24 protein-coding genes are annotated in these 26,026 nt (G+C 46.6%); 13 read left to right on the forward strand and 11 right to left on the reverse strand.

Annotated elements, in window-relative coordinates:
* Window positions 1–20: 20 nt before the first annotated feature.
* From HRQ60_RS14720 to HRQ60_RS14735, 4 genes are all read right to left on the reverse strand, one after another.
* Window positions 21–731, reverse strand: coding sequence for an S-layer homology domain-containing protein (locus HRQ60_RS14720; protein WP_172196648.1), 711 nt, complete (start codon window positions 729–731; stop codon window positions 21–23).
* A gap of 258 nt (window positions 732–989) precedes the next feature.
* Window positions 990–2,408 (reverse strand): aldehyde dehydrogenase, encoded by a 1,419-nt coding sequence (locus HRQ60_RS14725; protein WP_172196650.1) that lies wholly within the window; start codon window positions 2,406–2,408, stop codon window positions 990–992.
* Window positions 2,409–2,749: 341 nt separating this feature from the next.
* On the reverse strand, window positions 2,750–3,814 hold the full coding sequence (locus tag HRQ60_RS14730; RefSeq protein WP_172196652.1) for a hemolysin family protein: 1,065 nt from the start codon (window positions 3,812–3,814) through the stop codon (window positions 2,750–2,752).
* Window positions 3,815–3,915: 101 nt separating this feature from the next.
* Window positions 3,916–5,220, reverse strand: coding sequence for a hemolysin family protein (locus HRQ60_RS14735; protein WP_172196654.1), 1,305 nt, complete (start codon window positions 5,218–5,220; stop codon window positions 3,916–3,918).
* A 335-nt stretch (window positions 5,221–5,555) separates the two neighbouring features.
* Here HRQ60_RS14735 and HRQ60_RS14740 point away from each other — a divergent pair, with 335 nt between their 5' ends.
* From HRQ60_RS14740 to HRQ60_RS14755, 4 genes are all read left to right on the forward strand, one after another.
* Complete coding sequence (locus HRQ60_RS14740) at window positions 5,556–6,506, forward strand: sulfurtransferase (RefSeq protein WP_172196656.1); 951 nt, start codon at window positions 5,556–5,558, stop codon at window positions 6,504–6,506.
* A gap of 546 nt (window positions 6,507–7,052) precedes the next feature.
* Window positions 7,053–7,631: a hypothetical protein gene (locus tag HRQ60_RS14745; protein WP_172196658.1), complete on the forward strand. Its 579-nt coding sequence runs from the start codon at window positions 7,053–7,055 to the stop codon at window positions 7,629–7,631.
* A gap of 274 nt (window positions 7,632–7,905) precedes the next feature.
* Window positions 7,906–9,360 (forward strand): SIR2 family protein, encoded by a 1,455-nt coding sequence (locus HRQ60_RS14750; protein ID WP_172196660.1) that lies wholly within the window; start codon window positions 7,906–7,908, stop codon window positions 9,358–9,360.
* 12 nt (window positions 9,361–9,372) lie between these two features.
* On the forward strand, window positions 9,373–9,873 hold the full coding sequence (locus HRQ60_RS14755; protein WP_172196662.1) for a TIR domain-containing protein: 501 nt from the start codon (window positions 9,373–9,375) through the stop codon (window positions 9,871–9,873).
* 86 nt (window positions 9,874–9,959) lie between these two features.
* Here the strand turns inward: HRQ60_RS14755 and HRQ60_RS14760 are convergent, their stop codons facing one another.
* Window positions 9,960–11,075: a tyrosine-type recombinase/integrase gene (locus HRQ60_RS14760; protein ID WP_172196664.1), complete on the reverse strand. Its 1,116-nt coding sequence runs from the start codon at window positions 11,073–11,075 to the stop codon at window positions 9,960–9,962.
* Between the two features lie 271 nt (window positions 11,076–11,346).
* On the opposite strand from HRQ60_RS14760, the gene HRQ60_RS14765 reads away from it, so the two are divergent.
* The 5 genes from HRQ60_RS14765 to HRQ60_RS14785 all read left to right on the forward strand — a co-directional run bounded on the left by HRQ60_RS14765 (window position 11,347) and on the right by HRQ60_RS14785 (window position 18,068).
* Window positions 11,347–11,529, forward strand: coding sequence for a helix-turn-helix transcriptional regulator (locus tag HRQ60_RS14765; protein WP_172196666.1), 183 nt, complete (start codon window positions 11,347–11,349; stop codon window positions 11,527–11,529).
* Window positions 11,530–11,703: 174 nt separating this feature from the next.
* Complete coding sequence (locus HRQ60_RS14770) at window positions 11,704–13,779, forward strand: DUF927 domain-containing protein (protein WP_172196668.1); 2,076 nt, start codon at window positions 11,704–11,706, stop codon at window positions 13,777–13,779.
* Window positions 13,780–14,519: 740 nt separating this feature from the next.
* Window positions 14,520–16,385 (forward strand): hypothetical protein, encoded by a 1,866-nt coding sequence (locus tag HRQ60_RS14775; protein WP_172196670.1) that lies wholly within the window; start codon window positions 14,520–14,522, stop codon window positions 16,383–16,385.
* A 121-nt stretch (window positions 16,386–16,506) separates the two neighbouring features.
* Window positions 16,507–17,631: a hypothetical protein gene (locus HRQ60_RS14780; RefSeq protein WP_172196672.1), complete on the forward strand. Its 1,125-nt coding sequence runs from the start codon at window positions 16,507–16,509 to the stop codon at window positions 17,629–17,631.
* A gap of 119 nt (window positions 17,632–17,750) precedes the next feature.
* Window positions 17,751–18,068 carry a hypothetical protein gene (locus tag HRQ60_RS14785; RefSeq protein ID WP_172196674.1) on the forward strand — a complete coding sequence of 106 codons (318 nt, stop codon included), beginning with the start codon at window positions 17,751–17,753 and terminating at the stop codon, window positions 18,066–18,068.
* A 228-nt stretch (window positions 18,069–18,296) separates the two neighbouring features.
* Here HRQ60_RS14785 and HRQ60_RS14790 read toward each other — a convergent pair whose 3' ends face one another.
* The 4 genes from HRQ60_RS14790 to HRQ60_RS14805 all read right to left on the reverse strand — a co-directional run bounded on the left by HRQ60_RS14790 (window position 18,297) and on the right by HRQ60_RS14805 (window position 20,482).
* Window positions 18,297–18,557 (reverse strand): hypothetical protein, encoded by a 261-nt coding sequence (locus tag HRQ60_RS14790; RefSeq protein WP_172196676.1) that lies wholly within the window; start codon window positions 18,555–18,557, stop codon window positions 18,297–18,299.
* 289 nt (window positions 18,558–18,846) lie between these two features.
* Complete coding sequence (locus HRQ60_RS14795) at window positions 18,847–19,272, reverse strand: hypothetical protein (RefSeq protein ID WP_172196678.1); 426 nt, start codon at window positions 19,270–19,272, stop codon at window positions 18,847–18,849.
* A gap of 4 nt (window positions 19,273–19,276) precedes the next feature.
* Window positions 19,277–19,576 carry a hypothetical protein gene (locus HRQ60_RS14800; protein WP_172196680.1) on the reverse strand — a complete coding sequence of 100 codons (300 nt, stop codon included), beginning with the start codon at window positions 19,574–19,576 and terminating at the stop codon, window positions 19,277–19,279.
* Between the two features lie 147 nt (window positions 19,577–19,723).
* Window positions 19,724–20,482 carry a Crp/Fnr family transcriptional regulator gene (locus HRQ60_RS14805; protein ID WP_172196682.1) on the reverse strand — a complete coding sequence of 253 codons (759 nt, stop codon included), beginning with the start codon at window positions 20,480–20,482 and terminating at the stop codon, window positions 19,724–19,726.
* 221 nt (window positions 20,483–20,703) lie between these two features.
* On the opposite strand from HRQ60_RS14805, the gene HRQ60_RS14810 reads away from it, so the two are divergent.
* Together HRQ60_RS14810 and HRQ60_RS23915 are read left to right on the forward strand one after the other, a co-directional pair.
* Window positions 20,704–21,732 (forward strand): S-layer homology domain-containing protein, encoded by a 1,029-nt coding sequence (locus HRQ60_RS14810; protein ID WP_172196684.1) that lies wholly within the window; start codon window positions 20,704–20,706, stop codon window positions 21,730–21,732.
* 284 nt (window positions 21,733–22,016) lie between these two features.
* On the forward strand, window positions 22,017–22,139 hold the full coding sequence (locus HRQ60_RS23915; protein WP_281358128.1) for a hypothetical protein: 123 nt from the start codon (window positions 22,017–22,019) through the stop codon (window positions 22,137–22,139).
* Between the two features lie 145 nt (window positions 22,140–22,284).
* Here HRQ60_RS23915 and HRQ60_RS14815 read toward each other — a convergent pair whose 3' ends face one another.
* Together HRQ60_RS14815 and HRQ60_RS14820 are read right to left on the reverse strand one after the other, a co-directional pair.
* Window positions 22,285–23,559: an S-layer homology domain-containing protein gene (locus HRQ60_RS14815; protein WP_172196686.1), complete on the reverse strand. Its 1,275-nt coding sequence runs from the start codon at window positions 23,557–23,559 to the stop codon at window positions 22,285–22,287.
* Window positions 23,560–23,672: 113 nt separating this feature from the next.
* Complete coding sequence (locus HRQ60_RS14820; RefSeq protein ID WP_172196688.1) at window positions 23,673–24,044, reverse strand: ankyrin repeat domain-containing protein; 372 nt, start codon at window positions 24,042–24,044, stop codon at window positions 23,673–23,675.
* A gap of 298 nt (window positions 24,045–24,342) precedes the next feature.
* On the opposite strand from HRQ60_RS14820, the gene HRQ60_RS14825 reads away from it, so the two are divergent.
* Both HRQ60_RS14825 and HRQ60_RS14830 read left to right on the forward strand, forming a co-directional pair.
* Window positions 24,343–24,774 carry a very short patch repair endonuclease gene (locus tag HRQ60_RS14825; RefSeq protein WP_172196690.1) on the forward strand — a complete coding sequence of 144 codons (432 nt, stop codon included), beginning with the start codon at window positions 24,343–24,345 and terminating at the stop codon, window positions 24,772–24,774.
* 25 nt (window positions 24,775–24,799) lie between these two features.
* On the forward strand, window positions 24,800–25,897 hold the full coding sequence (locus HRQ60_RS14830) for a DNA cytosine methyltransferase (protein ID WP_172196692.1): 1,098 nt from the start codon (window positions 24,800–24,802) through the stop codon (window positions 25,895–25,897).
* Window positions 25,898–26,026 lie beyond the last annotated feature (129 nt).

Below are 26,026 nucleotides of genomic sequence, written 5' to 3' on the forward strand. Positions count from 1 at the left end.
GTCAGAACCAGGCCGCCACCTTATTTGGCCGGGGGTTCCGGGTCGGCGGGCATATCGGGCGAAGGAGCCGGAGCTTCCGGCAGTTTCTTCAGGAATTCGAGGGAGTCGTACAGCATGACGGCGGCTTCGGCGCGGGTGATTTCGGACTTCGTATGGAAATCGCCTTGGGCATCGAGCTTCACCAGGCCGCGAGCAAGCGCACGCTGGATCGAACCCTGGTACTCGATCGTCAGCTCGTCTTCGTCGCCGAGCGGTTGGGGCTTGATATTGATCATCGGCAGATTATGCGTCTTCTCGATCGCCTGCATCAGATAATGGGTGTAGGTTTCTTTGGTCATCGGAGCGGAAGGATCGACAGATTCGGGAATCTCGATTCCGTTGAAATGCGCATTGATAAATGCTTCCGCATACCAGGCGTCGTCTGAAATAGACGGGAACAAGTCACTGGCCATCGGCACTTTGCCGGCTTCGAACGAGACGGCCGCCAGACTGAGCTGCAGGCCGCCGGCGATGAACTGTACGCCCTGCGCCTGATTCAGGATGCCCTGCGGATTGAATGACGAAGGACTCACTCCTTTGACGAGCTGTTGGTTCTTGAGCGATTCGATCTTCGACTTGCCGGTGACGCCGTTCAGGTCGCCGAATCCGGCACCCGCCGCGAACAGCTGGCCGCCGAGTGACAAGGACAATACGGATACTGCCAATACGGAGCTTACGCTTTTCTTATTCATGAATGATTCCTCCTCGGGTTGGCGGACGGGGCGCAGAATCGGCTGTCCATATTCCGCTTCGTTTGTCGTTCTTACTGCCCCAGACGCTGTAGGGAGACAAAAGGTTGCAGCGCGGCTATCGGAATCCGATCCAATCCGCGTGAGGCAGCAAAAGGTGCGTACAAATATGCCCAAAAGCCGTTTCCCTGCGGAAAACTTCCGCGGGAAACGGCTTTGGCAGATACCCGAACCGCGTGGCCGCGGATCGGCATCCTCATCTTATTTGAGCAGTTTTTTTACCAGATTGAGCTGTTCATCGCCGTGAGGCGGGAAGAACATCGTCGATCCGCTTTCGGCGGAAGGTCTTTTTAGGATACTCTTCTGGTGCGAGAACGTCTTCAGGCTGTGCAGGCCGTGATAGGCACCGATCCCCGAAGCTCCCGTGCCGCCGAACGGCAGATACGGATTGGAGACATGCAGCAGCGTATCATTGATGCATCCGCCGCCGAACGGAACTTTCTCCAGTACGCGGTTCTGGACTTCTTCGTCGGTAGTGAACAGATAGAGCGACAGCGGCCGCGGTTGGCTGTTGACCTGCCGAATCGCGTCGTTAAGGTCCGTATAGGTCAGCACTGGCAGAATCGGTCCGAACAGCTCTTCCTGCATGCTTGCCGTATCCCACGAATCGATATCGAGCAGGGTCGGCTCGATAAACTTCGTATCGCGGTCGCCGTTTCCGCCGAAGACGATCTTATCCTTATCTTTGGCGAGGATTTCGGTCAGACGGTCGAAGTGGCGATGGTTAACGATCCGGCCGAAGTCCGGGCTGCTCTGCATGTCTTCGCCGAGGAACTCGCGAATCGCGTTCTTGAGCGCAATCAGAAGCTGGATCTTCTTGCTCTCATGGACGAGTACATAATCCGGCGCGATGCAGGTCTGGCCGGCATTGACGAGCTTGCCCCAGATAATCCGCTTGGCCGCCATACGCAGATCCGCTTGTTTGTCGACGATCGCCGGGCTTTTGCCGCCCAGTTCCAGGGTCACCGGAATCAGCTGTTTGGCCGCCGCTTGGGCGACGATCCGGCCGACTTCCGTGCTGCCCGTGAAGAAGATATAGTCGAACGGCGAGTTGATGAGCGCGTTGACCGTATCTTTGCCGCCTTCGACGACCCGGACATAATGGTCTTCGAACACGTCCGCAAGCAGCTGCTTCACGACGCGCGAGACATTCGGCGTGCTGTCGGACATCTTCACGACCGCGCAGTTGCCGGCCGCGATCGCGCCGACCAGCGGTTCCATGACCAGCTGGAACGGATAGTTGAACGGACCGATAATCAGCACGGTTCCGTAAGGTTCGTTGATCACGAAGCTGCTTGCGCCGGCCAGCGTAATCGGCGTCGCTACGCGCTGCGGCTTGGACCAGCGGTACAGCTCTTTGCTGATTTCCGTAATGGTGTTCAGGACGAAGCCGATCTCGGTCGTGTAGGCTTCAAAAGCCGGCTTGCCCAGATCCGCCTGCAGCGCTTCAAGCAGTGCGGGTTCGTAACGCTGGATCGCGGCTTTGAGTTTCTCCAGACGCCGAATACGGAATTTGTAGCTGCGTGTTCGGTCGGTATCGTAGAAGGCGTGATGCTCTTCCAGCATCTGCGTCACTTCTTCGGAATTCCATTCTTTTGCAAGCGTATCCTGTTCGATCATAGGGTCGACCTCCTCGGGGGGTGGAATGCGTGAACCGGAAAATACCATTTAAGATTCTGTAAAAATCATAGAGCTTGGGAAGGGTCAAAGTCAAACCTGCCGGGTGCGCCGTGCTTGTCGCTGCTGCCGGTGGGGTTCGCGGCAGAAGCCGTCCGGCACAAAACGACCTCAATAACTCTATTACCCACATTGAAGGGGGAGCGGCACAAAAATCGAATAAAAAGAAACGATTTCATCCGGTAGACGAAAAGAAAAACAAAAAAAGCTCCGTTCTGCCGCAAAGGGGCAGCCGGAGCCGTTTCGAACGGAGCGTCAAGCGGACGAATCCGCCCGTACCGCGATCAGAGAGGAGCAAGCGGCAGTCTGACGCCGTCCGCTTCGTCGCGAATATCGCCGACGATCTCTTCCAGAATGTCTTCCATGGTGACCAGACCGATCGTCCGCCCGGAAGCGTCCGTTACGGAAGCCATATGCACGCGGCTCTGCTGCATGGCAAGCATGACTTCGCGCAGGGTGGCCGTCTCGGTAAACTGGGGAAGCGCATGGATAAATCCTTCGATCCGTCCGTCTCTGCCCGCCGCAATGGCGGTCAGCACTTCCTTGCTGTGCACGAAACCGATAAACGTATCCGGATTGCCGTTCGTCACCGGATAACGCGTATACTCGTGTTCGCTCAGTTTCTCGACCAGTTCGCTCTGCGGCACTTCTTTGGCGATCTTAACGATCTTGTGCTCGGGAATCATGATCTCGCGAAGCGTACGATCGTCAAAAGCAAAGATGTTGCGCAGATAGCCCTGTTCCGTCTTGTTGATCTCGCCGCTCTCGTAACTCTGTTCGACCAGCCATCTCAGTTCTTCTTCCGAGTGAACCGATTCGTGTCCGGCTGGCTTGACGCCGAACAACCGGAGCAGCAGGGTGGCGGAACCGTTGAGCAGACGAATGAAAGGAGCCGTCATTCGGCCAAAACGGTACAGCGAAGGAGCGAGCATCAAGGTCATCTTCTCGGCAAACTGGATGGCCAGCGTCTTGGGAGCCAATTCGCCGATAACCACATGCAGGAAAGTGACAAGTGCCAAAGCGATCCCGTAAGAAAGCACGGTTGCGATTGTTTCCGGCACATCGAAATGAGTGAAGACCGGGTGCAGCATCTTCTCGACCGTCGGTTCCCCGAGCGCGCCGAGCACCAGTGCGGTAATCGTGATGCCGAGCTGACAGGCGGACAAGTAATAGTCCAGGTCCTGCGCGACTTTTTTGGCCATGACCGCTTTTTTGTTGCCATCCGCGATCAGTTGGTCAAGTCTCGACATCCGGACTTTGAGTATGGCAAATTCCGCGCCGACAAAAAAAGCGGTAAGACCGATAAACACGGCGATCAGAAAAAGGTTTAACGCAATTGATCCGTCCAATAAATTCCCTCAAAAAAGAGGGATTCACCTCCAGCATAATTGGGATTTGGATATTCGGTTAGATTGAATCAGGGGACTTCGACGACCGATCGGGACCGGGATTACTGCTCGTTGTAGCTGAGCTGCACCCGCTTGATCTGCAGATCGTCTTTTTCCGTAATGGTCCAGACATGATCGTTCTCCAGCAGCGTTTCGCCTTCAAGAGCCGCGGTTCCCATCCGGTGCTGAATCCAGCCCCCGATCGTATCGGTATCGCTGCGCTCTTCAAAGGTGATGCCGAAACGCTTCTCCAGCTCGTCGAGCAGCACAAGTCCGCTGACCGCGTACTCGCGTTCGCCCGTCTGCCGGATTTCGGCGATCTCGTCCGCATCGAATTCGTCGCGGATATCGCCGACCAATTCCTCCAGCACATCTTCCATGGTTACGACGCCGGCGGTACCGCCGTACTCGTCGACCACAAGCGCCATATGCATGCGTTCCAGCTGCATTTTGAGCATCGCTTCCTGGATCGGCGTCGCTTCCGATACGATCGGAATACGGCGGATAAACTCTTCCAATCTGCGCGCGCGTCCGACGATGATGTGAGGGAGCATCTTTTTCGCGTTGACGACCCCGATGATCCGGTCTTTGCTGCCTTCTTCGGTGACCGGATAGCGGGTGTAGTAGTTCTCGTCGAGCACCTTGATCAATTCCGCATATTCCATATCCTTGTCGATCGTGACCAGCTGCGTCCGCGGCACCATGATGTCGCGCGCTACGCGCTCGTCGAACGAAAAGACGTTTTCCATGTAAGACAGCTTCGTTTCATTGATTTCGCCGCCTTCGTAACTCTGCGCCATGATGATCTTCAACTCGTCTTCGGAATACACTTCGTCGTGTCCCGCGGGCTTGACCCCGAACAGACGAAGCAGAACGCGCGCCGCGCCGTTAAGCGCCCAGATGAACGGATACATGACGCGTCCGAACCAGTAGAGCGGGGAAGCCAGCAGCAGCGTCATCTTTTCCGCGTACTGGATCGCCAGCGTCTTCGGAGCCATCTCGCCGACGACCACGTGCAGGAACGTCACCAGGAAAAAGGCAATGGCGTACGAAGCGACCGACGAGGCGGATGCCGAGACATTGAGCCAGTCGAATACCGGATACAGCAGCAGCTCGACGGCCGGTTTGCCGATCGCGCCGAGTCCCAGCGCCGTGACGGTGATACCGAGCTGGCAGGCGGACAGATAATAGTCCAGGTCGCCGGCGACCTTCTTGGCGATTACGGCTTTCTTGCTGCCTTCCGTAATCAGCTGGTCAAGCCGGGAGATCCGTACCTTGACGACCGCGAACTCCGAAGCGACGAAGAAGGCGGTAAGCGCGAGCAGTACGGCCAGAATCAATAAATTGACGATTGTCATTAGGTCCAATAAGTTCCCTCGTACGAGGGGTTCACCTCCAGTGAAATTTTAACGATTGAGACAGTTCCGCCTCTCCAACGGGATTTCCGGTTGAAAGAGACAGGTCCAAGAAACGGTGTTTAACGTAAAGTGATCGTTCAGCGCCTTCCCAAGTCTGCTGCCTCCCTCCTGAATGTATTACTTGTTACTATACCATAACCTTTAGTAACCATACAGCTTCGCGTTTGAGTTTTATGACTAAATTAAAAACAGACAAAATTTCCCGGAAGCGATTCGTTGGATTTCCCGTGGCGAAGGTGCTATTCTGAGAAAAACTTGCGCTGTGGAGAGGAGATCGAATCAACATGCAAAGTATCGTATCGAACAAATGGCTGCTCGCCAGGTTGTATGAACCCGAGCAGACGATCGTGGACTGCCGCTTTACGCTGGGACAGCCTGAAGTGGGCCGCGAAGCTTACGCCCAGGAGCATATCCCGGGAGCGATCCATCTGGATCTGAAGCAGGATCTGTCCGCGCCGGCCGGCGATCACGGAGGCCGTCATCCGCTGCCGGATCCGGCAGTGTTCGCGGCGAAACTCGCCAAGCTCGGGATCGGTAACGATACGCGCGTTGTCGCGTACGACGATGAAGGCGGCATGAACGCGGCCCGGCTGTGGTGGATGCTGCGCTGGCTCGGACACGAGAACGTCGCTGTGCTGGATGGCGGATTCTCGAACTGGAAACAGGCCGGCTTCCCGGTGGACGACAAGCAGGCGGTACGCGTGCCTTCATCGTTTACGCCGGACGTGCAGCATCATCTGCTGACCGACGTGAACGAAGTGCAGCGCATCGTCGGCACGCTCAAAGCCGAACAGATCGTGGAGAGCGTACACGAAGAAATGGCCGCCCAGCGCGGCGAATTGCCGGTGCAGGATATCGAAATCCCTCCAGCCGTGAATCCCAAAGTCTTTTTCACCCCCGTCCTGATCGATTCCCGGGCGCACGACCGCTACCTCGGCCAGAACGAGATGATGGATCAGGTCGGCGGCCATATTCCCGGAGCCATCAATTTCTTCTGGAAAGACCTGTTCAACGAAGACGGATCGTACAAGAGTACGGAGGAGCTGGAGAAGCGCTTCGAGGCGATCGACAAAGAAGCCGAGATCGTCGTGTACTGCGGTTCCGGCGTGAGCGCGACTCCGAACATCCTGGCGCTGGAACAGGCCGGATTCAAGAGCGTGCGGCTGTATGCGGGGAGCTGGAGCGACTGGATCTCGTATGACGATAATCCGGTAGCGACGGGGGAAGAGGTTTAAGGTTTGGTTTGAAAAGGAAGCCCGCGGCGGACGCGGGCTTTTTTGTATTGCGGGGGATTGCAGAAGTACACGGTGCAGAAGATCGGGATGGCTGCCTTGCAGTATTCCAATGTACCTGAAGTCAACAAGAAGTCAACGCTGGGCTGGAGAAAATGTTTTCTGTAGGCAGCAAGAAATACACGCCCCAGGAATATGCGGGACGTGTAGAAATAACGGGAAGAACAAGGCGCTGAGCCGAAGAGGTGCAACGTGGAATCAAAGAGACTGTAGCGATCTTCTCAATTTAATCAACGAAAAGCTAACAAGCCAAAAATGCTAGGTATAAAGTCGCCATACTTTTGCCCTGTAAGAAGTGGTTTGAATGTGTCATATTAAGTACAAGCAACGGAGATTTTACTTTTTTCTAGCTGAAAATTCGTTAATAATGATTGATGGAAATAAAAAGCATGCTATAATTTATTTGCGAACATACGATCTGTTTAGTGCTTAATATATTTTATTCTTAGAATTTTTTAAACTTAAATTTGGGAGGTAATTGTTATCTTTGTGGGATTTAAGCTTTCTCGTCAAGAAAATCAATCCGCTTATCTTAAAAGTAAAGGTCTTGAAGTTTATGAAGATGTGAAAGGAAAAGTAACCGGTGCTTTAGAGGATTTCTTATTAGGGGATGGCAGCATAGACGGAAGTCGCTTACAGGATGATTGGTTCCCTACAATTAAAGCAGATGTCTTTATCTCACATTCTCATGACGATGAAAACTCAGCATTAGAAATAGCTGGATGGTTAAAAGTACGATTTGGTTTAGTTGCTTTTATCGATTCGTGCATATGGGGATATTGTAATGATTTATTAAAGCAAATTGATAATGAATACTGCTTTAGAAAAGAAGATGGGATGTATGATTATAATTTACGCAATTACTCCACAAGTCATGTTCATATGATGCTATCTACAGCACTCACCAAAATGATGGATAAGACTGAAACTCTATTTTTTCTCAACACTCCAAATTCTATCAATACACAACAAGCGATCAATAAAACATATTCCCCTTGGATTTACCATGAGTTAGCTACATCAGAAAAATTACGAAAAAAAGTGCACCGTCACACCGCACATATGTGAGGACAGATGTAAGGGCAACATATGCTCAAGAAGGAACTTTAAAAGTTAATTATGATGTGCCGCTTGAGCACCTTCTTAGTTTATCTGAAGATGAAATACAAATGTGGGAACGAAAATATGAGGCGTATAAATCTCTCCCTTCAAACAATATTCATCCTTTAGATGTGCTATATCAGCTAAAACCTGAATTGCAAAAATTATAGAATAGTTTTGATGATCATAGTAGAACACATGCAACTTTTGTTCTTAGCAACCAATATAAGGGGTGGGTTATTTGAAGAAAGAAATAGAGGAATTTATTAAATTTTATACGAAGGAACTTCAGGAAAATAATGCTGTTGTATTTGCAGGGGCTGGATTGTCTATGCCAGCAGGCTTTGTGGATTGGAATGAGTTGTTAAGACCCCTTGCAGATGAGTTATCTTTAGATATAGACAAAGAATATGATTTGGTAGGTTTAGCTCAATACCATGCTAATGAGAATTTAGGTAACAGGAATGCAATTAATCAACGTATTGTTGCAGAGTTCACACGCAATAAGAGAGCGACAGAAAATCATAAGATTTTAGCTAGACTCCCGATTTCAACATATTGGACAACTAATTATGATAAATTGATTGAAAAATCTCTTGAAGATGAAGGGAAAGTATCTGATGTCAAATTTACTGTGAATCAGTTAGCTACTACAACACCTAAAAGAGATGCAGTAGTATACAAGATGCATGGAGATGCTAGTCATGCAGACAGTGCCGTAATTATTAAAGATGATTATGAAGTTTATTTCTCAAAAATGGCTCCTTTTATAACTGCACTTAGCGGAGACTTAGTATCTAAAACATTTTTGTTTCTGGGATTTAGTTTTACTGATCCCAATCTTGATTACATTCTTAGTAGAGTAAGAAGCACTTACAATAATCACCAAAGAAGACATTACTGCATGATGAAAAAAGTTATGCAGAACGAAAATGAGCCAGAAATGGAGTATCAATATAGAGTAAGAAAACAAGAACTCTTTATCAAAGATTTAAAACGATTTAATATCAATACGTTACTTTTAGAGGACTACAATGAAATAACGGTTATATTATCTGCTCTAGAAAAAAATTTAAAACGTAATACTGTATTCATTTCGGGAAGTGCGCATGAATATGGTGCATGGGAAGAAAAGAAGGCTCAACAGTTCATACATCTATTAAGCAAATCTGCGATTCAAAAAAACTTTGATATAGTGTCGGGATTCGGTTTGGGTGTAGGGAGTTTTGTAATAAATGGATCTTTGGAAGAAATATATGTAGAACAAAAAAGAAATAATGAAGGGCAATTAACTTTAAGACCTTTTCCCCAAAGTGAAACAGGAAGTATGAATAGAGATGAGTTATGGAAAAAATATCGTGAAGATATGATATCTAGAGCTGGTATCAGCATTTTTGTTTTTGGTAACAAATTAGTTGACTCAATAGTTGTTGAAGCAAAAGGAATTGAAAACGAATTCGAAATTGCAAAATCACTCGATAATATTTTGGTGCCAGTTGGTGCTACGGGATATGTTGCAGAAAAACTGTGGGAAAAAATGAAGCTTGATCTTTCCTCTTACTATCCGTTCACAGTGGATACAGAGTTTGAAGAGTTATTCAGCAGTCTTGCTGATAAGGAGATATCTAACGAAAAAATGGTTGATAACATCTTTAAGTTTATTAAAACTGCGATTCAAAAATCCCTAAAATCCTAAGGAGAACTTTATATGGCCATCAAAGCGTTTTACAGTTTTCATTATGAACCGGATAATTGGCGTGCTTCTCAAGTTCGAAATGTAGGTTCTATTTCTGGAAATGCGACTATCTCAGATAACGATTGGGAAAAAGTTAAAAGAGGTGGAGAAAAAGCAATAAAAAGTTGGATTGACGATCAATTGAAAGGCAGGTCTTGTACGATAGTACTTATTGGTAGTAAGACTGCAGGGAGAAAGTGGATTGACTATGAGATAAGAGAGTCTTGGAATAATAATAAAGGTGTACTGGGAATTCATATACACAATTTAAAAGATATAAAAGGAGTGCAATCCCCAAAAGGAAAAAACCCGTTCGATAGTTTCACAATAGGGAATGAAAAAGTAAAGATGTCTAGTGTTGTAAAAACTTACGATCCTCCTTTTAAAACTAGTACTTATGTATACGATAATATTAGTACGAATATCTCCGCTTGGGTTGATGAAGCGATTAGAATTCGAAAAAACTATAAATAAGTTCGTAAAATTAATCTATATTGGATTTAAGAGGTTGTAAGGTAGCTTCCCAATGATTAAACTAATGGGAAGCTATCTTGCTTCATTTAATGTAAGAGAGAATCCATTTCTTTAGCAGCCTTGTAATCAATCCCGTACGTATGCGAATAACGATCAAGCGTAATGCCTACGGAAGAATGTCCAAGCCGTTCCGATACAATCTTCGGATGCACATTCTGCTTGAGCAGCAGCGAAGCATGCGTATGCCTGAGATCGTGAAACCGGATCTTAGGCATACCGGATTTCTTCAGCATGTCTAGCCATCGTGCCTCAAAATAATACGGGTTGATCGGCAAACCGCGTTTGGTTTGACTAACCAGCCCACAATCTGTGTAGTTCGGTCCTGCGGCCAGCTTGTCCTGCGCTTGCAGGGCTTTTTGTCGTTTCATCGCTGCAACTACAATTTCCGGCATCGCAATCGTTCGAATCCCGGCTTTCGTCTTTGGCTCATGGAAGGCGTGACCATGCTCGCCGCGCGTGTAGGATTGCCTGACAGTAAGGGTTTTTGCCTCCAGATCAACGTCGATCCAGCGGAGTGCAAGAGCTTCGCCTCGGCGTAGTCCACAAGCGGCTGCCAGCAGGATGATCATGTAGTAGCGGTAGGGCTTTGCGTAGCTGAGGAACTGTGAAAGCTCCTCATTCGTCCAGACTTTCGTTTTGGTTTTTGGGATTTTCGGCGGCTTGACCAGTGTAGCCACATTTCTATGAAGAGACTCATGTCTTACAGCTATAGCTAGCGCATCATGCAAAACCTTATGAACGTGGTTCACAGACTGCGGCGACAATCCATCTTCAACCCGCAGTCTTTCGTACATCGCGACAAGATGCGCCGGTTTGAGCTTGGCTATCGGGATCTGCCCAAGTTTTGGGATGATGTGGTAGTTCACCAGCCACTTGTAGGTCTTCATTGTTCCCGGCCTGACGTTAGGGCGCTTTAACTCCAAGTAGTTCAGGAAATGATCTTGCACGCTCTCCGTCGTTTCCTCAATGTAACTTCCCCGCCCAAGTTCTGTTAGCGTTTTGGCTAATGCTTGCTCGGCTTCTTTCTTGGTGGCGAACCCCGCTTTCATCTTTTGCCGACGTTTTCCCGTTTCCGGATGTTTGCCCATCTCGACCGTGTACGCGTACGTTCCGTTTTTTCGTTTGGAGACGCAGCCTCGCATCTCATTCCTCCTCTCTCATTTCGAGAAAAGCAAACAATGCGAAAACTCAACGAATCAAGGGACTTCGTATAACGGAGTTAAACGCGTTTAACTGGGGAGAACGCCGTTAAACCCAAATTGCCAGTTTGTTAGCGTCACAGGCGTCAAGATTATGAAACGATCTCGATTTGTTGGTAAGACACAAGGAGACACGCCGGGACTTTTGGGGACATGAAATAATTGTGCGAGAATACAGGGCCATGTTTTGATAAAAGTGAAAGGAGGCACAAATATGATGGAAGAACTGCTGTCGCTACAAGAACTATGTGTAAAATTAAAAATCAGTCGTCGACATGTTCTTCGCTTGAGAAACAAAGGCATGCCCGTCTATATCATTTCGCAAAATGGAAGACCAAGATTCGATTACAGTGAAGTGCGTGAATGGATGCGAGAAAATGCTAAAAGAACAGTTTGATTAGAACTGCATAAGCCGGATAAAAAGAAAACCCCGACGCCCACGTCGGAGTTGAAAAAAGCAAATAAGAACAGGCGTCCGATACCCAAATCTTCACTTTAATTAAAATATGCAGAAAAATTTTTCGTCAAGATTTGGGTATCGGACGCCTCCAAATAAAAGGAGACAATAACGATGCAAAACTATATAGAAAAATTCGTTTTAGAAAATGGACAATCTATGGAATACAGCGCTACGCTTGGAAATGCGATTCACGCCTTGAACTGCGGCATCGTATCTACAGCTAGAGAGAACAAGTTGAGTTATATTGAAGCTAGACAAGAAATCATAAAACATATCTTGAAGTTGCATCCCGATAAAACGGAAGAAGGCGTAGTTGCTGATATTATATGTGATCCCAATATCCAAGCATCGGCCGTCTTCGATTATATGCTATATCACGACCCCACGTTCCCTGGTCACAAAGCTGCTGTTGCACCCGCACACCAAAAGTTTGTAGCACTTGGCATCCACATTAGCCAGCATATGAATGATGGCAAAGCTGTTGGGAAAAGAAACCGCATGTCCGAAACGACAAACAAGCCCTACACAGAGGTCTGTTTCTTTGATGAACGGAGAAAAGCCTGGACGTATTTTAGCGTCGCAGATACAGAGATATATACATCAAGCAAGAAGTTCAGCGATGAGTGCATTTCAAACGGCCTTATTTTGCTGAAAAACAGAAGGATATCGGAGTTTGACGAACTGTCTGAATACCTGAAAGGCTATCTAGATCTGAACAAGCACCTGATTCCAACACTGAAGGTTTACACCTCCATAGGATGGACGGAAGATTACAGCGAATTTATAAATCCGAGATCAAGTGACCAGATCATAAACGTAAACGACATCAAGCTAAAACGTGGCCTGGACCTTGGATATGTAACGCTTGGTAGTGATGTAAAGAAAAATGTATCAGACATTCTAAACGTACTTGTTAAGCACCCTTTGTCGCTTATCGTGTACGCAGCGCCTTTCATAAACGCGATCATAGATGGGGCCGTAATTCCGGGAAACTGCCTAACAATAGACATTTTCGGTCCAAAAGGCAAAGGCAAGAACTTGCTACAGTACACAGCAATTAATCCCATTGGGTGCTCAAAAGAAAAATCTGAACTCATGCGGTCGTGCGCGAGACTTACAGTCGCTGGGATGAACTCCGTAGTCAGGTTCCATAATAGCCATGTAGTTTGCTATGAAGAGTCCCATAGAGCGAGCGTCGAAGTGCTTGAAGATGCGCTCTACAATGTATTCAATTCGACTCTTAGCGACAAAGCTACATCTGAAGGGACAAGCCGGGATGACGGACGGTTTTCGTCCATTATAGTAGCAAGCGGTGAAAGCTCTATATTATCTCGTGTGAAGAATGACGGACTTACACGGCGTGTGATTCCGCTAAACGTCAGAGATGTATTCAGCAGCATTTTTAATGATCCTGCTGCTATGGGTAGTATGCACAAGGAACTTGGGGCTGCACTTAATGATAGCTATGGCCTGGCGCTTGACGCCTTTCTTGATTACGTGATTCCTAACCGTAAAGATGTAGCAGATAGGTTTGCAGATTATCTGTCTATGTACGAGAATCCAAGCAAAAAGGCATCCGTGCTGTTTGATAACGAGAAGTACAAGACTTTCTTCACATATGCGGCGTGCATGCACTTGGTTCTCGATCTGCTTGTAGAAATTCTAGATCTTGATGTCGTTACAAAAGAAGAGGTAGCTGCGCTCTGCAGTGACGTGATCTCTTACATGGAGTCGCTCTGCGCAGGAAAGTCAAAAAGCGTAGAAGCTTTGTCTGATGTCTATAACTTCGCCGTTACAAACCACGAAAAGCATTTTGCAGGGAATAATAAGAACCACGCTCAGCTTGGGAAGTTTGGTACAAGGGAGATAGCAGGCGTGCAATGCGATGTACTTTTCTTCACAAATGACGAACTGAAAAAGTACCTAAACAATGCTGGTTACATTGCAGATAACATCATAGACGAGTGGAAAGAGCTTGGCGTTTTAAACGGACAAATTGTGAATCGCGGCAACGGAAAAACAAAGATGCTCTATGTAAGCTCCGTTATGATCGGAGGGGCGCGCATTTCGTGTTCCGTTATTAGAATGAGTCGAGTGAAAGAGTTGCTTGCCGCAGAAGAAGCCCTTGATACAGGGGCTGAACGGGCAGACTTGAGCAATGTAGTGAAAATTGCGTCTAGACTTTAATAGAAAAGACTGAACAAGCCCCGGCCAATCCAGCTGGGGCTTCTTTATACGGATGCGGTCTACAATCAAAATAGGGGTGGTCTACGTTCGAAGATACATGGTCTACATAATAAAACTAATAAAGTAAAAATAAAAATAAAATAAATAAAAAATAAAAAATATCCTCTCTTCCTCTTCTGTATACCCGTATACCATGCAGACTGATCTTCACATATGTTCATGGATATATATTCGTTTTGTGTATTTTATATTTTCTGGGCACATTAAACGGTCTACAGGTCTGATTAGAACTTTCTTAGCTTGTTGGCAAAGAACCTGACTTCGATAGCATATACGGACCGCCTGTAAACCAAACAAACCGATCGGAATAATTAAAGAGATTTTCAATGCTATGTAGCTTTGCTGACAAAAGGCTGTTTTTATGTGCACCCGTGTATGCAGAGCGGTAAACAGCCAGCAAAAATTTTTTTGGATCTCTATTCCTTCGCTACGCGAGGGTGGAGCAATTTTAAGTCGTTTTTTCTGACAATTTCGGGGTTGACGTAACTCTAAACTTCGAGTACATTTGTGTTGAATAAATGTTGAATAGTCTATGAATGATGTGCGTTGCCCGAATAATCGACGGCCTTAGTCTGGCCTTTCGGTTACGGGTGCGCATTTTTTTGTGCCTGAAAACCGGATTCGGGCACGTGCAAGTGCGGAACGCTGGAAGTCAAACTACATTTCGGAGGTGCCAAATTATGGCGAACGTCGAGAAAAAACGATCAGAAGTGCAAGAAGAGGCAACATCGAAGCAGTTAGTTACCGTTGAAGGAGCCGTCTCGAATATTCTGCAAGACGGGCAGGCCCCTGTAAGCGAAACGCCAGATGTCGAAGACTCTTCGGTACAAGCTGAACAATCCGCAATCCCAGCGCCTATTGCAGGCAAGCCGATTGCTTGGCTGGCGGAGCACAACGGCTCAAAACTATTTTTAACCCCGGTGGGGTACATCGTCAAATCGAAGGTCGGCGATAGCTATCAAACCAAAAGCCTCACGAACTTCACGCTGGAAGCAACTCTGCTGGTTAACGAAAAAACGGGACACGAGGAGTACATCATGACTGTGGAGTCTGGTGGGCGCGTATACCGAAAACGGAGAGTCGAAGTCTCAGACATCTCAACCGCGTCGAATCTTATTCAAGCGCTTGGGATCATGGGACTTGTGGTTACAGGCACTGCGGCAGAATACGCACTTCTCGTAATGTACCTGCGAAAATCTGTACGAGGAACGGTAAAAGCCAGCGATGTACTGGGATTCCGTCGTGAAGGATTCCTTGTCATGGATGGCGTGATCCAACCGGAAGGCATTTCGGATGCTGTTGTCTTGCTTCCTAAAAAAGGTGATTCTCATAGTGATCTGTACGATGTACCGGTACCTGAACGCGATGCCTGGAAGGTTCTGGCGAAGCAGTTCTTAAGCACGGTTCTCGGCATCGGAGCGCGACAAAAATTGCTTGTCTTGCTGGGTTGGATTCTTGCCAGTGTGCTCAAAGAGCCGCTATTCCAGCACTTTGGCGTAAAGTTCCCGTCGCTTCAACTTTACGGTTCGAAGGGTGCGGGCAAAACGTCGACGATTTCAGAACTGCTGAAGTTTCTAGGCCACAAAGACCCAAAGGCATTGCCGACAGAAAGACGCTTTCCAGTGCTCAAACGACTCAGCATGACCAATTCACTGCCGGTGTACCTTGACGAATATCGGGAAAGTTTGCCGCAAGCAGCTTCCATTAAGCAAATTCTTCGAAATGCCTACGATCGAAGGGACGACAGCCGAGGGCAGTCGAGTCAAGAACTTGTTCGTTACGATCTTTTAGCTCCGCTCATCGTAGCAGGCGAAGATCCCATACTTGACCAAGCCTGCCAAGAGCGCATTGTTGCGGTCGCCATACGAAGCAAAGAGCAAAATCCCGAGGCCTTTGCCGAACTTTGCAAAATTCCAAAGAAAATCGAGTTCGTTGGTGGGTACATGCGCTGGCTGCTGCAAAATGAAAGTTCTTGGAATGGGCTTTTTAAACAAGCGACAGAAGCTGTAGCTGAGAAAGATTTTTCTTCGCCGAGAAACAGGAAGAATGCGGCTTGTGTAATGTTTGGGTTACTGCTTGGCCTACAGCTATGTAACGAGCTCGGTATCGAGGTGTACACGCTCGATGAAGCTGTTGAGGCAGTTGCATCCCTTGCCGCAGGTCCGGAAAATACTTTCGGCGACCAGCTCATCGAGATCATGGCCACCGTACGCGACCGTTATGACAAAATCTTCAAACCAGGCGAGTTTCTTGTTGAGCTTAAGAACGATCGGCTTTTCGGCCACTTCAAGCAGCAACCGTTAATCGAAGCTGTGGCCGGAGGCTATAGCAAGGACAGCTTGTCTGCGCGTGCTATCGTGATGAAGCTTCGAGATAATGCTGACGATGGTGGATTCGTAAAATCTGTCAACTTCCTAAAATCCATTGCCGGACGTACGCATCGCGTACTTTCGATTGATCTCACGCAGCTATGCGAAACTTATCCGGACGAGTTCGAGCCTGGAGATTTCGAAGATCTGATGAAAGATGGCGACGACTTTTTCTGATTCGAACTGACATCAACAGGGCGTCATGTTAGAGCAGATGTAAGATCCTGAATGCAGTCAGAGCGCGGGTACAGCGCTCTGACTAACATGAATACCAAACCACATAACTGGGGGAATCCTGATGACCATTCAAACATTTTGTGAACATGTAGCATTCAAGTCGGTAAACAAACCTGTTGACCTGAGCGATTTCCTGGAAGCACTGTATATGCCAATTCTTGACGAAAGTATGGGATCAAAGCATTTTATCGAAATTTGTGATAAGCCAATCAGGGAAACGTATATGCGAACCAAAACATTTCGCATCCAGAGAGAAAATCTCAGCAAGATTTGTAAACACGCTTGTGCCAGTAATCAGAGCGGGTGCATTTTTTACACAGTGTGTCCGAGAGATCGCGGGATTTATGACCGGAACACTGAAAGGTATGTCAGAGCCGCGCGCTCGGACGTTTCTGTAGCACCATCATGCTGGCTAGACATCGACTTCAAACTTCTTGATGCAGATCTTCAAGTAGCTGAAGCGAAAGCGGCCGAGATCATTGCGAATTTAAAGCCCTTCCCAAGCATCATCGTTTCCACACCAGGAGGCTACCACCTGTATTTTTTGCTCGATGCTGCTTATCCCGTCGAAGATGTAGTCCAGATGAATCGTCGTCTTGAAGCTTACACGGGCGCCGATGCGTGTGGTGATGCGATGCGACTTATGCGAGTGCCGGCAGGCTATCATCGTAAAAACCCCAACAGCCCGAAGCGCGTAAAAATTATTCACTTTGATCCGGGTCTTCGATACACACTTACAGATTTTGAACATTTCCCACAGGTACAGAAGAGGCCTGACGTGGATTTTGCCCCCGTTATTTTTTCTGATATTCTGGTGAGTAAGAGCGTGGCTCAGATTTTGAAGCGAACGCAAAAATTCGATAAAAATCTAGCAAGCAAGATCAACGCTCCGAATTTGGATGCATATCGGAGTTTCGTGAAAAACTCAAAGGCTAGAACCAGAAGTGAACGGGATTTTCACATCTGTGCACGACTCGCAGAAGGTGGGGTTTCTCCTGACGAAATTCGGAAAATATTTAAAGAATCCCCCTGTGGCGATAAGTACCGGGAGAAAGGTAAGGATGGTGATCGGTATCTCCGGCATCAGATCGAGTCAGCGAAACAGCAAAATCTGTTCAATCAAAGCCAAAAGCTGAAAAGTGTTCGCATCCTTTCTAAAGATATGGGGGATTTCGACGACTTTTAAGAAGTTGCGTGGGGAGGAGCTAGGCTGGTGCTCTTCCCCGCTTTTAAAATACCTTGACGAAAAAAGGATTTCCATATTTTGCTCGTAAACGAACTTGAACTTAATACATGGAGGTTTTTATGGACGCTAAACAATTCGCAAGCGATGTTACAGCCGGGTTAGTGAAAGCAAAGATTGGGCAAAAAGCTGTATTTTCTGTAGGTGGGGCCGAAGTATTTCCCGCTACTCAACCGAATGGTGAAACGGTGGTGCGTGTAACGGAGGGGAGAACCTCTGTAGTTGTTGTTCAAACAAGCAAAGATATTTTTGTAAAACAACGAACGAATGATACTGATCCACGAGATATACAAGTGGGTCCAACCTACGTGGAGTTAGGCTGCGGCGATATTCGTGATTTTTTGGAAAGAGCTTGGAATAGTATTCAAGCAGCACATTGATACAAAAACGGGAGGCCAAGTGGCCTCCCACTCTGTTTTATAAAGCCATTACCTCAAATTTCATCTTGCAACTGTTGCATTTTACTACAGCATTCGTGTGCTTCTTGCCGTTGGGATTAAGCAAGAGATCTGTACTTTCGCATTCAGGGTTCAGACATTTCTTTACCCAATCGGCGCGTGGTAAAGGTCTTGGCATGGTTGTGCTCCTTTCTTTTAAAGGTTTTTGATTTATTCAACGTGCTTGAGTGGTTCATCCTCACCAATGATGTTAACTTCAAGTTCCATACCAAGAAGCCCATACAGAATGGCGGCCACCATTCCTTCGTAACCTTCTTTAATGTGGGGTTCGTGAGACTTACGAGCAAGCCTGATGTAAGCTCGGCTCTCCAAAATGTCTATCAATCGGGCTTGTTTAAAGCGAGTGTAGTCCTTAACTGACAGTAGCGGCCGGAGTTTTATAAGCACGTCTTCCCAAAGTGTACCGTACATGTGACAAGTTTTTCTTGTATCTGAACAAAGCTTCTTTCCGGTTATCAGGTGTTCTCCCTGAGATCGAGGAATCTCAGAATAACGTCCAGGTTGCGACTTAGCATAGGAAACAATCGATGGTCTTCGAGTCGTAGTTTCACCACATCCTTTCTCTTGGAGCGAATAATAAGTGTAAAATCTGCGGCCGATAAACCGGCTTCCAGAACCAGCCCCTGCACAACTGTACATGGGTGTCCTCGATAACGGATGTTTTCGTATTCGTACACTTCCAAGACAACCAGACTATCTTTCACAAAGCACCCATACGGTCAAGCAAAATCAAATCCTGTAAGCTTTTTCTTAGTGCTTCGAGTCGCAGATGGTACACCAGTTTTTTCGTTTCCTTGCTGTACCTCACGCCGGCAAAGATCATTTGGTCGTTCTCCTGTACGACCAGAATTTCGATCCAAGATTCCGTCACCTGTACTCGGATTCGGTGCGGATCTACATGGGCTTCCATGGCAACGTCTTCGGCATTCTCCATGCTAAACTCGCTAATCATCGCGTTAAGAATGGCACGTAAACGATTTTGGAGCAGAACCGGAGAGACTTGAAGAAAGAATTCGCAGTGTTCATCGCTGTCCGCATGTAACAGCCCCAAGTCCGGTTCGGTTTCTTCGCTCAAGCGACCCAGAAATCGCAAAAAGGCCGCTTCATAAAAGGCTGTGCAGCTCAAATTATTATTCCTCCCGAAGTTTAAGCCAAGTCAATGACCGATTCGCTTCCGTCACGACATCGAAGGGGATGCCCCGTTCACTCAAATAACTGGATAACAAACGACCGCCTTTAAGCATTCCTTTATTGTTGGTCAACGCTTCGTTCTCAAAAACTGTTCCCCAGTCTCCTTGTGCATGACGGTTCAATGCGATCATTTGATCCGTTTCACTGACGCTTTTCAGTACGCCTTCCGTTACTAGAATTTTACCTAAAAGAAATTTCCCTATTGCGCTTCCTCCTTTACTAAAATCTAAAACGATCAAAGCATGGTCCACTGGAGTTCGACAATAAGATCCAATGTACCCCTGTATCCGAAAAGTGGATTTGTGCGGAAGGACACAAAAAAATAGCGGAAGTACGCACAGAAAAACCGGCGTCAATCCGCTATAATGGAAGCAGGTTACAAAGCATCATAGATTTCGAAAATGTGACGTGTTAAGGTCATACTTATGTGTGGAGTGCCAAAGACGTTCATCGCCCGGTTGGGTTTCTCCCCCAGCCAGCCTTTTTAGCGCGTCCAATTTCAAAATGTAGATCCGGCGATTTTTCAGTTCGATGATGTCTTGATCGTGAAATTCGTTCAGGATTCTTGCGGCACTTTCCCGACCTGCACCGATCATGTTGGCCAAATGCTGTTGTGTGATTTTCCAATCGATTAGTGTGCCTGTTTCAGTTTCTTTTCCGAAATTGGAATGAAGATCCAGCAGAAGATTGGCTACACGAATCCTGACGTCAAGGAACACCAGATATTCGAGCTTCCGATCCGCTTGGCTAAGACGTTCGCTGAGTATGTAGATCGTTTTTCGTAAAATGGCAGGATAGCGTGAAACCAGTTCTTCCATTGCAGTACGGGTCGCTACCCAAAGAGATGTTTTCTCCATGGTAGCTACAGACGCTGTACGATGGTTATCGTGGTGGAAGATCTCAAGTTCGCCAATCGCTTCTCCAGGGAATTGGTGTCCGAAGATAATTTCCCGATTCTCGTCCTGACGGTAGATCTTGAGCGCACCGGATTTAATGATGTACATCTCGTGACCTTCATCGCCGTGCATGTACAGCACTTGGCCTTTGTTGAATTTCTTTTCTCGAAATTTGGTCGCAACCCATTCGTGATCTTCTTGATGAACAATATCTTTAAAAAACGGTGTGTCGGTTACGGAACGGTACAATGGCGCACCCCTCAATTCTCTTGTGTATCTTTTATTTTCCAATCTTTATTATAAAACTTAGTGTTTGATTTGCATAAGCCCTTTTTAGAGTTTGCTTGTAGGCGGGTGTCCGAAGCAACAAGAAATGCCCGTATCCCATGGACACGGTTCTTGACAAGCAAACGATACGGATTTTTTGATGAACGGGTAGTTCACTTTGAAAATGATGGAGGAATAAAAGAATGAACACTTTTAAAAAGAAATTGCTGGGGGTGATCGGAGGGGTTACGCTTTCCGTAACGCTTGTAGCGGGGAGCGTAAGTGCGGCAGCTGTAACAAGTTTCGGTGACGTCAAGAAGTCTAACTGGGCATATTCCACTATCCAGTGGGCTATCGCAAACAACGTCGTAAAAGGTTACCCGGATGGTACATTCCGCCCTGAAAAGCAAGTATCGGAGTCCGAATTCCTCATGATGTTCATTTCGGCCTACCAACCTGTAAAACCTACAGCAGGCCAGAAACACTGGGCAGATCCCGTGTACAACATTGCAAAGAATCTGAACTGGCCAGTAAACGGAATCAGCAATGACGCCGTTGGTCGGGCTACAAGAGAACAAGCAATCACGCGGGGCGAAGTTGCGAACATCATCGCAGGCGCAAACGGTGTGAACTTCATGAACGACGAAGCAATTCGTTACCTGCTCAGTGAAAACCTCGCCGCCGGTAAAACGGGCAACACGGTGGCTGGTTACAAAGGTAAGGATTACCTTACACGTGCCGAAGCTGTAGCTTTCATCCAGCGTGTAAAAACAAAAGGTCTGACGTCGCTCAAAGAGCGCCCAAGATTCCCAAGCGCGCCTGTAACACCGCCAGCTCCTGTACCTATTCCAAACGGAATTAAGGGCGTACAGACGGCAATCGAGAACGTCATCAATGGTTCGAGTTCGTACAAAGGCTACACCACGGAAGCAAGTGACGCTGGATTCGTAATTAGGGATGCTTCTAGCGGTACTTCTGTGGCATATAGACAAGCGGAAAGCAAGTCTGCCAGTGGCCGGGTCATCTCTTTCCTAGCTAGTGAAACAGCAAGTCTCAAGCTCGCTGTAGAAACTCTGCAAGCGGCTGGAGTAAAAGTTCCGGATAACTTCGTAACTACACTGCAAAATGCCGTAAATACGCGTAAACAAACCGAACAGAAAGTAGGAAACTACACTGTAACCGTGCAGCCAAATCCAACGGCATACGACACCGTAGTTATTTACTTCAAGTAACAAAAGGGACCCCACACATAGTGTGGGGTCTTTTCATGTAAATGTGTAATCGCCCAAATACTATTATTTGATACGGACGATCACTTACCTAAACAAACTGTACACAGTATAACTAAGAACATGAAAAGACCCCAGAGCCTGTACTCTGGGGTCTTTACCTATGTAAACTTTTACGTTGTTGACACGGCGTGAATCTGCATGACATAAACATACTACACAGAAACGGACTGCTCTTATCCAGCAGCCCGAGCCGTGTAATATCTCATGAAAAGGCGGTATTTCAGATGACTAAACAAGAAAAGATTGACGCGCTCAGAAAACAAGGTCGCCACAACGAAGCTATTGAGCTTGACAAATGGAGAGATAAAAACGGTAGATCGTGGGGGTGGAATAAGAAATTCCTGTGACTAGGACTGCCGTCCTAACCTGCATTCTAGCTCATCTGGAGTTCTTGAAATGCCCCTACGTAAACAAAAAACCAAACGCCCATAGCAATCATCAATATAATCCAAAGATGAGAGAACCCCAGCCAAAACTAGCTGGGGCCATTTTTTATTTGCTGTTTACAAGCTTCATGTAGGACCCGTCTTTTGCAAAGAGCTCAATGTCATCCAAGTTGCTTTCTTTTGTCTTACCCACACCGCGTCCAAGTGCCCAGAATCTCTTTGGTGTGCTCTGGCTCATGTAGGGTACACTCTTGTACAAGCCATTTACCTTCTGCAGGTGGAACCCGCCAAATGTTACACCGTAACTGGTATTTTCATTACCGAGATTCCCAACACCAACTACTGGAGAAAGGGAGGCGTTCTGAAACACAGCACTTGTAAGTTTTTTTGGATCCATATTGGCTGTCATTGTTTGCTCCGTAAGGATTGTGTAATCGGCTCTGTAATTTACAGTACCCGTAGCGAACATGTCCGTATAAATGCTGTGACGGGCTTTCGTCTGTACATCAAGGTCAAGGACGATCATCCGGTGTACTTTTACATCAGCAACGGCAGACTTCATCTTGATGTCTTTGCCAATCATTTCTTTAAAAGTTGACGTGTTATTTGTTTTCACGTACTCAAGCGGTGTGAACGACGTTACATTGGTTCCTGTAGTTGCCACTTCTCGGAGTTCGTTAAGCCCCGTGTACGAACTTGCTGATTTTCCTTCAACGCCCATATAGCGAATAAGGATACTTGCGACCTCAGCTCTCGTTACATTGGCACGTGGATTAAAGCTGCCTTTAGTGTCACCAAGCATGATGCCTGTACCCATCATCATGGAGACGTTTGGAATATTATTCTTTGTAAGTCCGCCCTTGTAGAACTCAGTAACTGGTACAAGTGCATGCGGTCCAGCTACATCACTAAGTGCTTTGTTGAACTCCGCACCTGATGCTGCAAGCCCTGTAGCCAGCCACTTTGCAATTTCTTCTCTACTCATTGCAGTGTTTGGCTTTAGGCCTGCTGTGTAGTCCGTTTTCTTTACGAAGCCAAGTGCCGTGACTTTGTTTACGCTGTCGTAGGCGTAGTTATTTTTGGCAACGTCACTAAATGCTACACCAGTCATGCTTGGCGTTTGCTTTGTAGCTCTAGCTAGCATGACCGCAAATTCCCCGCGTGTAACGTTACTTCCCGGCTTGAAGCTACCGTCTGCATACCCTTTTACGAGTCCAAGATTTGCCGCTTGCTTAATGGCAGCTTCTGCCCAGTGACCGGAAATGTCAGTAAAAGACGTAGTGGCTGCATGCGCCGGAGCTGCAGGCTGCGTAATAGCTGCCGTGCCAAGCAGCATAGTGGCTGCCAGTGATGTAAGGAAAAATTTGCGAAGCTTGTTCATGTAGAGACCCCCAATTATAGACTACCTACAGCATACTGGACACGTGTCCAATGTTCTGTGCGTAACCAGACAATAAAAATGTGCCGCACGCCACATAACCCCGTTTTATAGGGTTAGTTCGGTACAACTCCGTTATCTAATAGAAACTGCACAGCCTCCGTTTGAAAATTGTCGATGGCCTCAGAAAGCGCTGTGCGACCATCTGTGGAGCTATAATTAGGATCAGCACTATGTTCAAGAAGGAGCTTCATACAGGATAGTTGTCCTCTAGCTGCGGCTACCATTAGGGGCGTTTCTCCAGAATCTTGAGCAGTAGAAGGATTCGCCCCTTGCTTCAGCAAAAATGCAGCAAATGAAGAATTACCGAATTTGCAAGCAAAGCTAAGCAAAGTTCTGCCCCCAAAGTCTTGTATATTCACGTCAAGCCCATACTGGAGAAGCATGCGTAACAAAGTTTCGTCAGCTACTTCTGCATATTTGTACATGAGAACCGGCACTGTAGAGATGATTTCTACATGACTACAAAGAAACAGCGCACATGATAAATAGTCTTGTTTTTGTGCACAATGTAGAAAATTTTCTGCGTCTTGAACGTATATTGGGAACCACCTCATTTTCTCTCAGCAAACAATGGCCTATAAAAAGAAGTCAATGAATTTTATAGTGTTTTATGTTTTAATTGAATTCACTTCACTTTATCGTAACTGGGAAGATTAATTGTGGAGTTTTTTATCTCGTGTTATAATTCAGGGAACATTTGTTCACTTTAAAAGCGGTGATTTTATGGCAGATAGATTTTCTAAAGAAGTACGAAGTAAGGTGATGAAAAGTGTTCGATCAAAAACAAAGTTTGAAGATCGTGTCTTTAGTGAATTATGGAGGCAAGGGGTCCGTTTCAGACGAAACGTTAACGGCTTGGAAGGAAAGCCCGACTTAGCCATCAAGAAGTACAAGGTAGTTATTTTTCTTGATTCTTGTTTTTGGCATGTATGTCCTATACACAAAAGCTTTCCTAAAAGTAATGAAGAATTTTGGGTTAAGAAGCTTCAAAAAAATGTGGAAAGAGATAAAGTAGTGACTGAATTTTATTTGAAAAAGGGCTGGAACATTTTAAGAGTTTGGGAGCATGAAATAAAAACGGATTTTAGGGGTTCTATAGATCAAATGATTGTTTTTATTGATGAGGCGAAGAAACAATACTCTAATAAGTCTTAGGTTAGATTGTGAGGAGATGAAATCGATGAATGGTCGTTTTACGTGCATCGAATCTTTTAGCGGGGCTGGCGGTTTAGGGCTCGGATTGGATCACGCAGGATTTTATGTAGGCACTGCTTTCGATTTTAACGAGTGGGCTGTGCAAAGTTACGTAAACAACGTTTCGAGTCGTGCTTTTGTTGCTGATGCGACGGAAGTAACCGGAAAAGAACTGTTGAAACGAAGCGGAATCAGGGAAGGGGATCTTGATCTTTTTGCTGGCGGACCACCTTGCCAAGGTTTTTCAAAGCAAAAACGTGGTGCTCATCTAGGGGATGAAAGAAATAAACTCGTTTTGGAATACATTAGATTAGTTAAAGAACTAAATCCTAAATTTTTCTTTTTAGAAAATGTGGCTATGATGGGACAAAAAAGAGGCAAAGATTTTGTTGAAGCCATCAATTTAGAGCTTCAGGATTATGATTTATACCCTCATTTTTATAATTCGGCGGATTACGGTCTGGCACAAGTAAGGGAAAGATTCATAATCATAGGCAAAAATAAAAGTATAAATGCTCCATTCTCTATCCCTCAGCCTACTGTGGGAAATCGGAAAACAGTGGGTCAGGTTTTAGCCGGGCTTCCAGAACCACCGATGAATTCTAAAGAAGGACACCCCAAGTTTGCCAATCATTATCGAGCTAACATTAGTGCCGCGAATGCTCATAGAATATCTTTTGTCCCACAAGGCGGAGGATGGAAAGACATTCCTGAAGAGTTTAGATTAGACTGCCACAAAAATGCCGATACAACTAAAGGTGGGTGGCCTGATGTATACGGGCGACTTCGTTGGGATGGTCAAGCCCCTACAATCACCGGCGGATTTGACAGTTTTACAAGGGGGCGTTATGCGCACCCGCTCCAAGACAGAGCTTTGACACCGCGAGAGGCAGCTCGACTTCAAGGGTTTCCAGACGATTTCGTTTTTTTTGGAAATCGCCATGAAGTAAGGCATCAAATTGGGAATGCGGTTCCTCCGCTTCTGGCTGAGGCGCTAGGTAAAGAAATTATAAAAACGCTTGAAGCCGAAAAAGGGCAGTTATATTTCAATGTTGTAGATGACCAAATCGTTATAGCCAATTAAATGTTTGAAAAATGCCGATTTTCCTCAAAAGAAAAATCGGCATTTTTATTCTAGACGGATTGTCAATCCAAGTGCAACACTTCGTCCTGAAACGATTCGTGTGTAGACTTCCAGCCTAGACATTTGCGG

It is taken from the genome of Saccharibacillus qingshengii, from assembly GCF_013185195.1.
In the GTDB taxonomy this organism is placed as follows: Bacteria; Bacillota; Bacilli; order Paenibacillales; family Paenibacillaceae; genus Saccharibacillus; species Saccharibacillus qingshengii.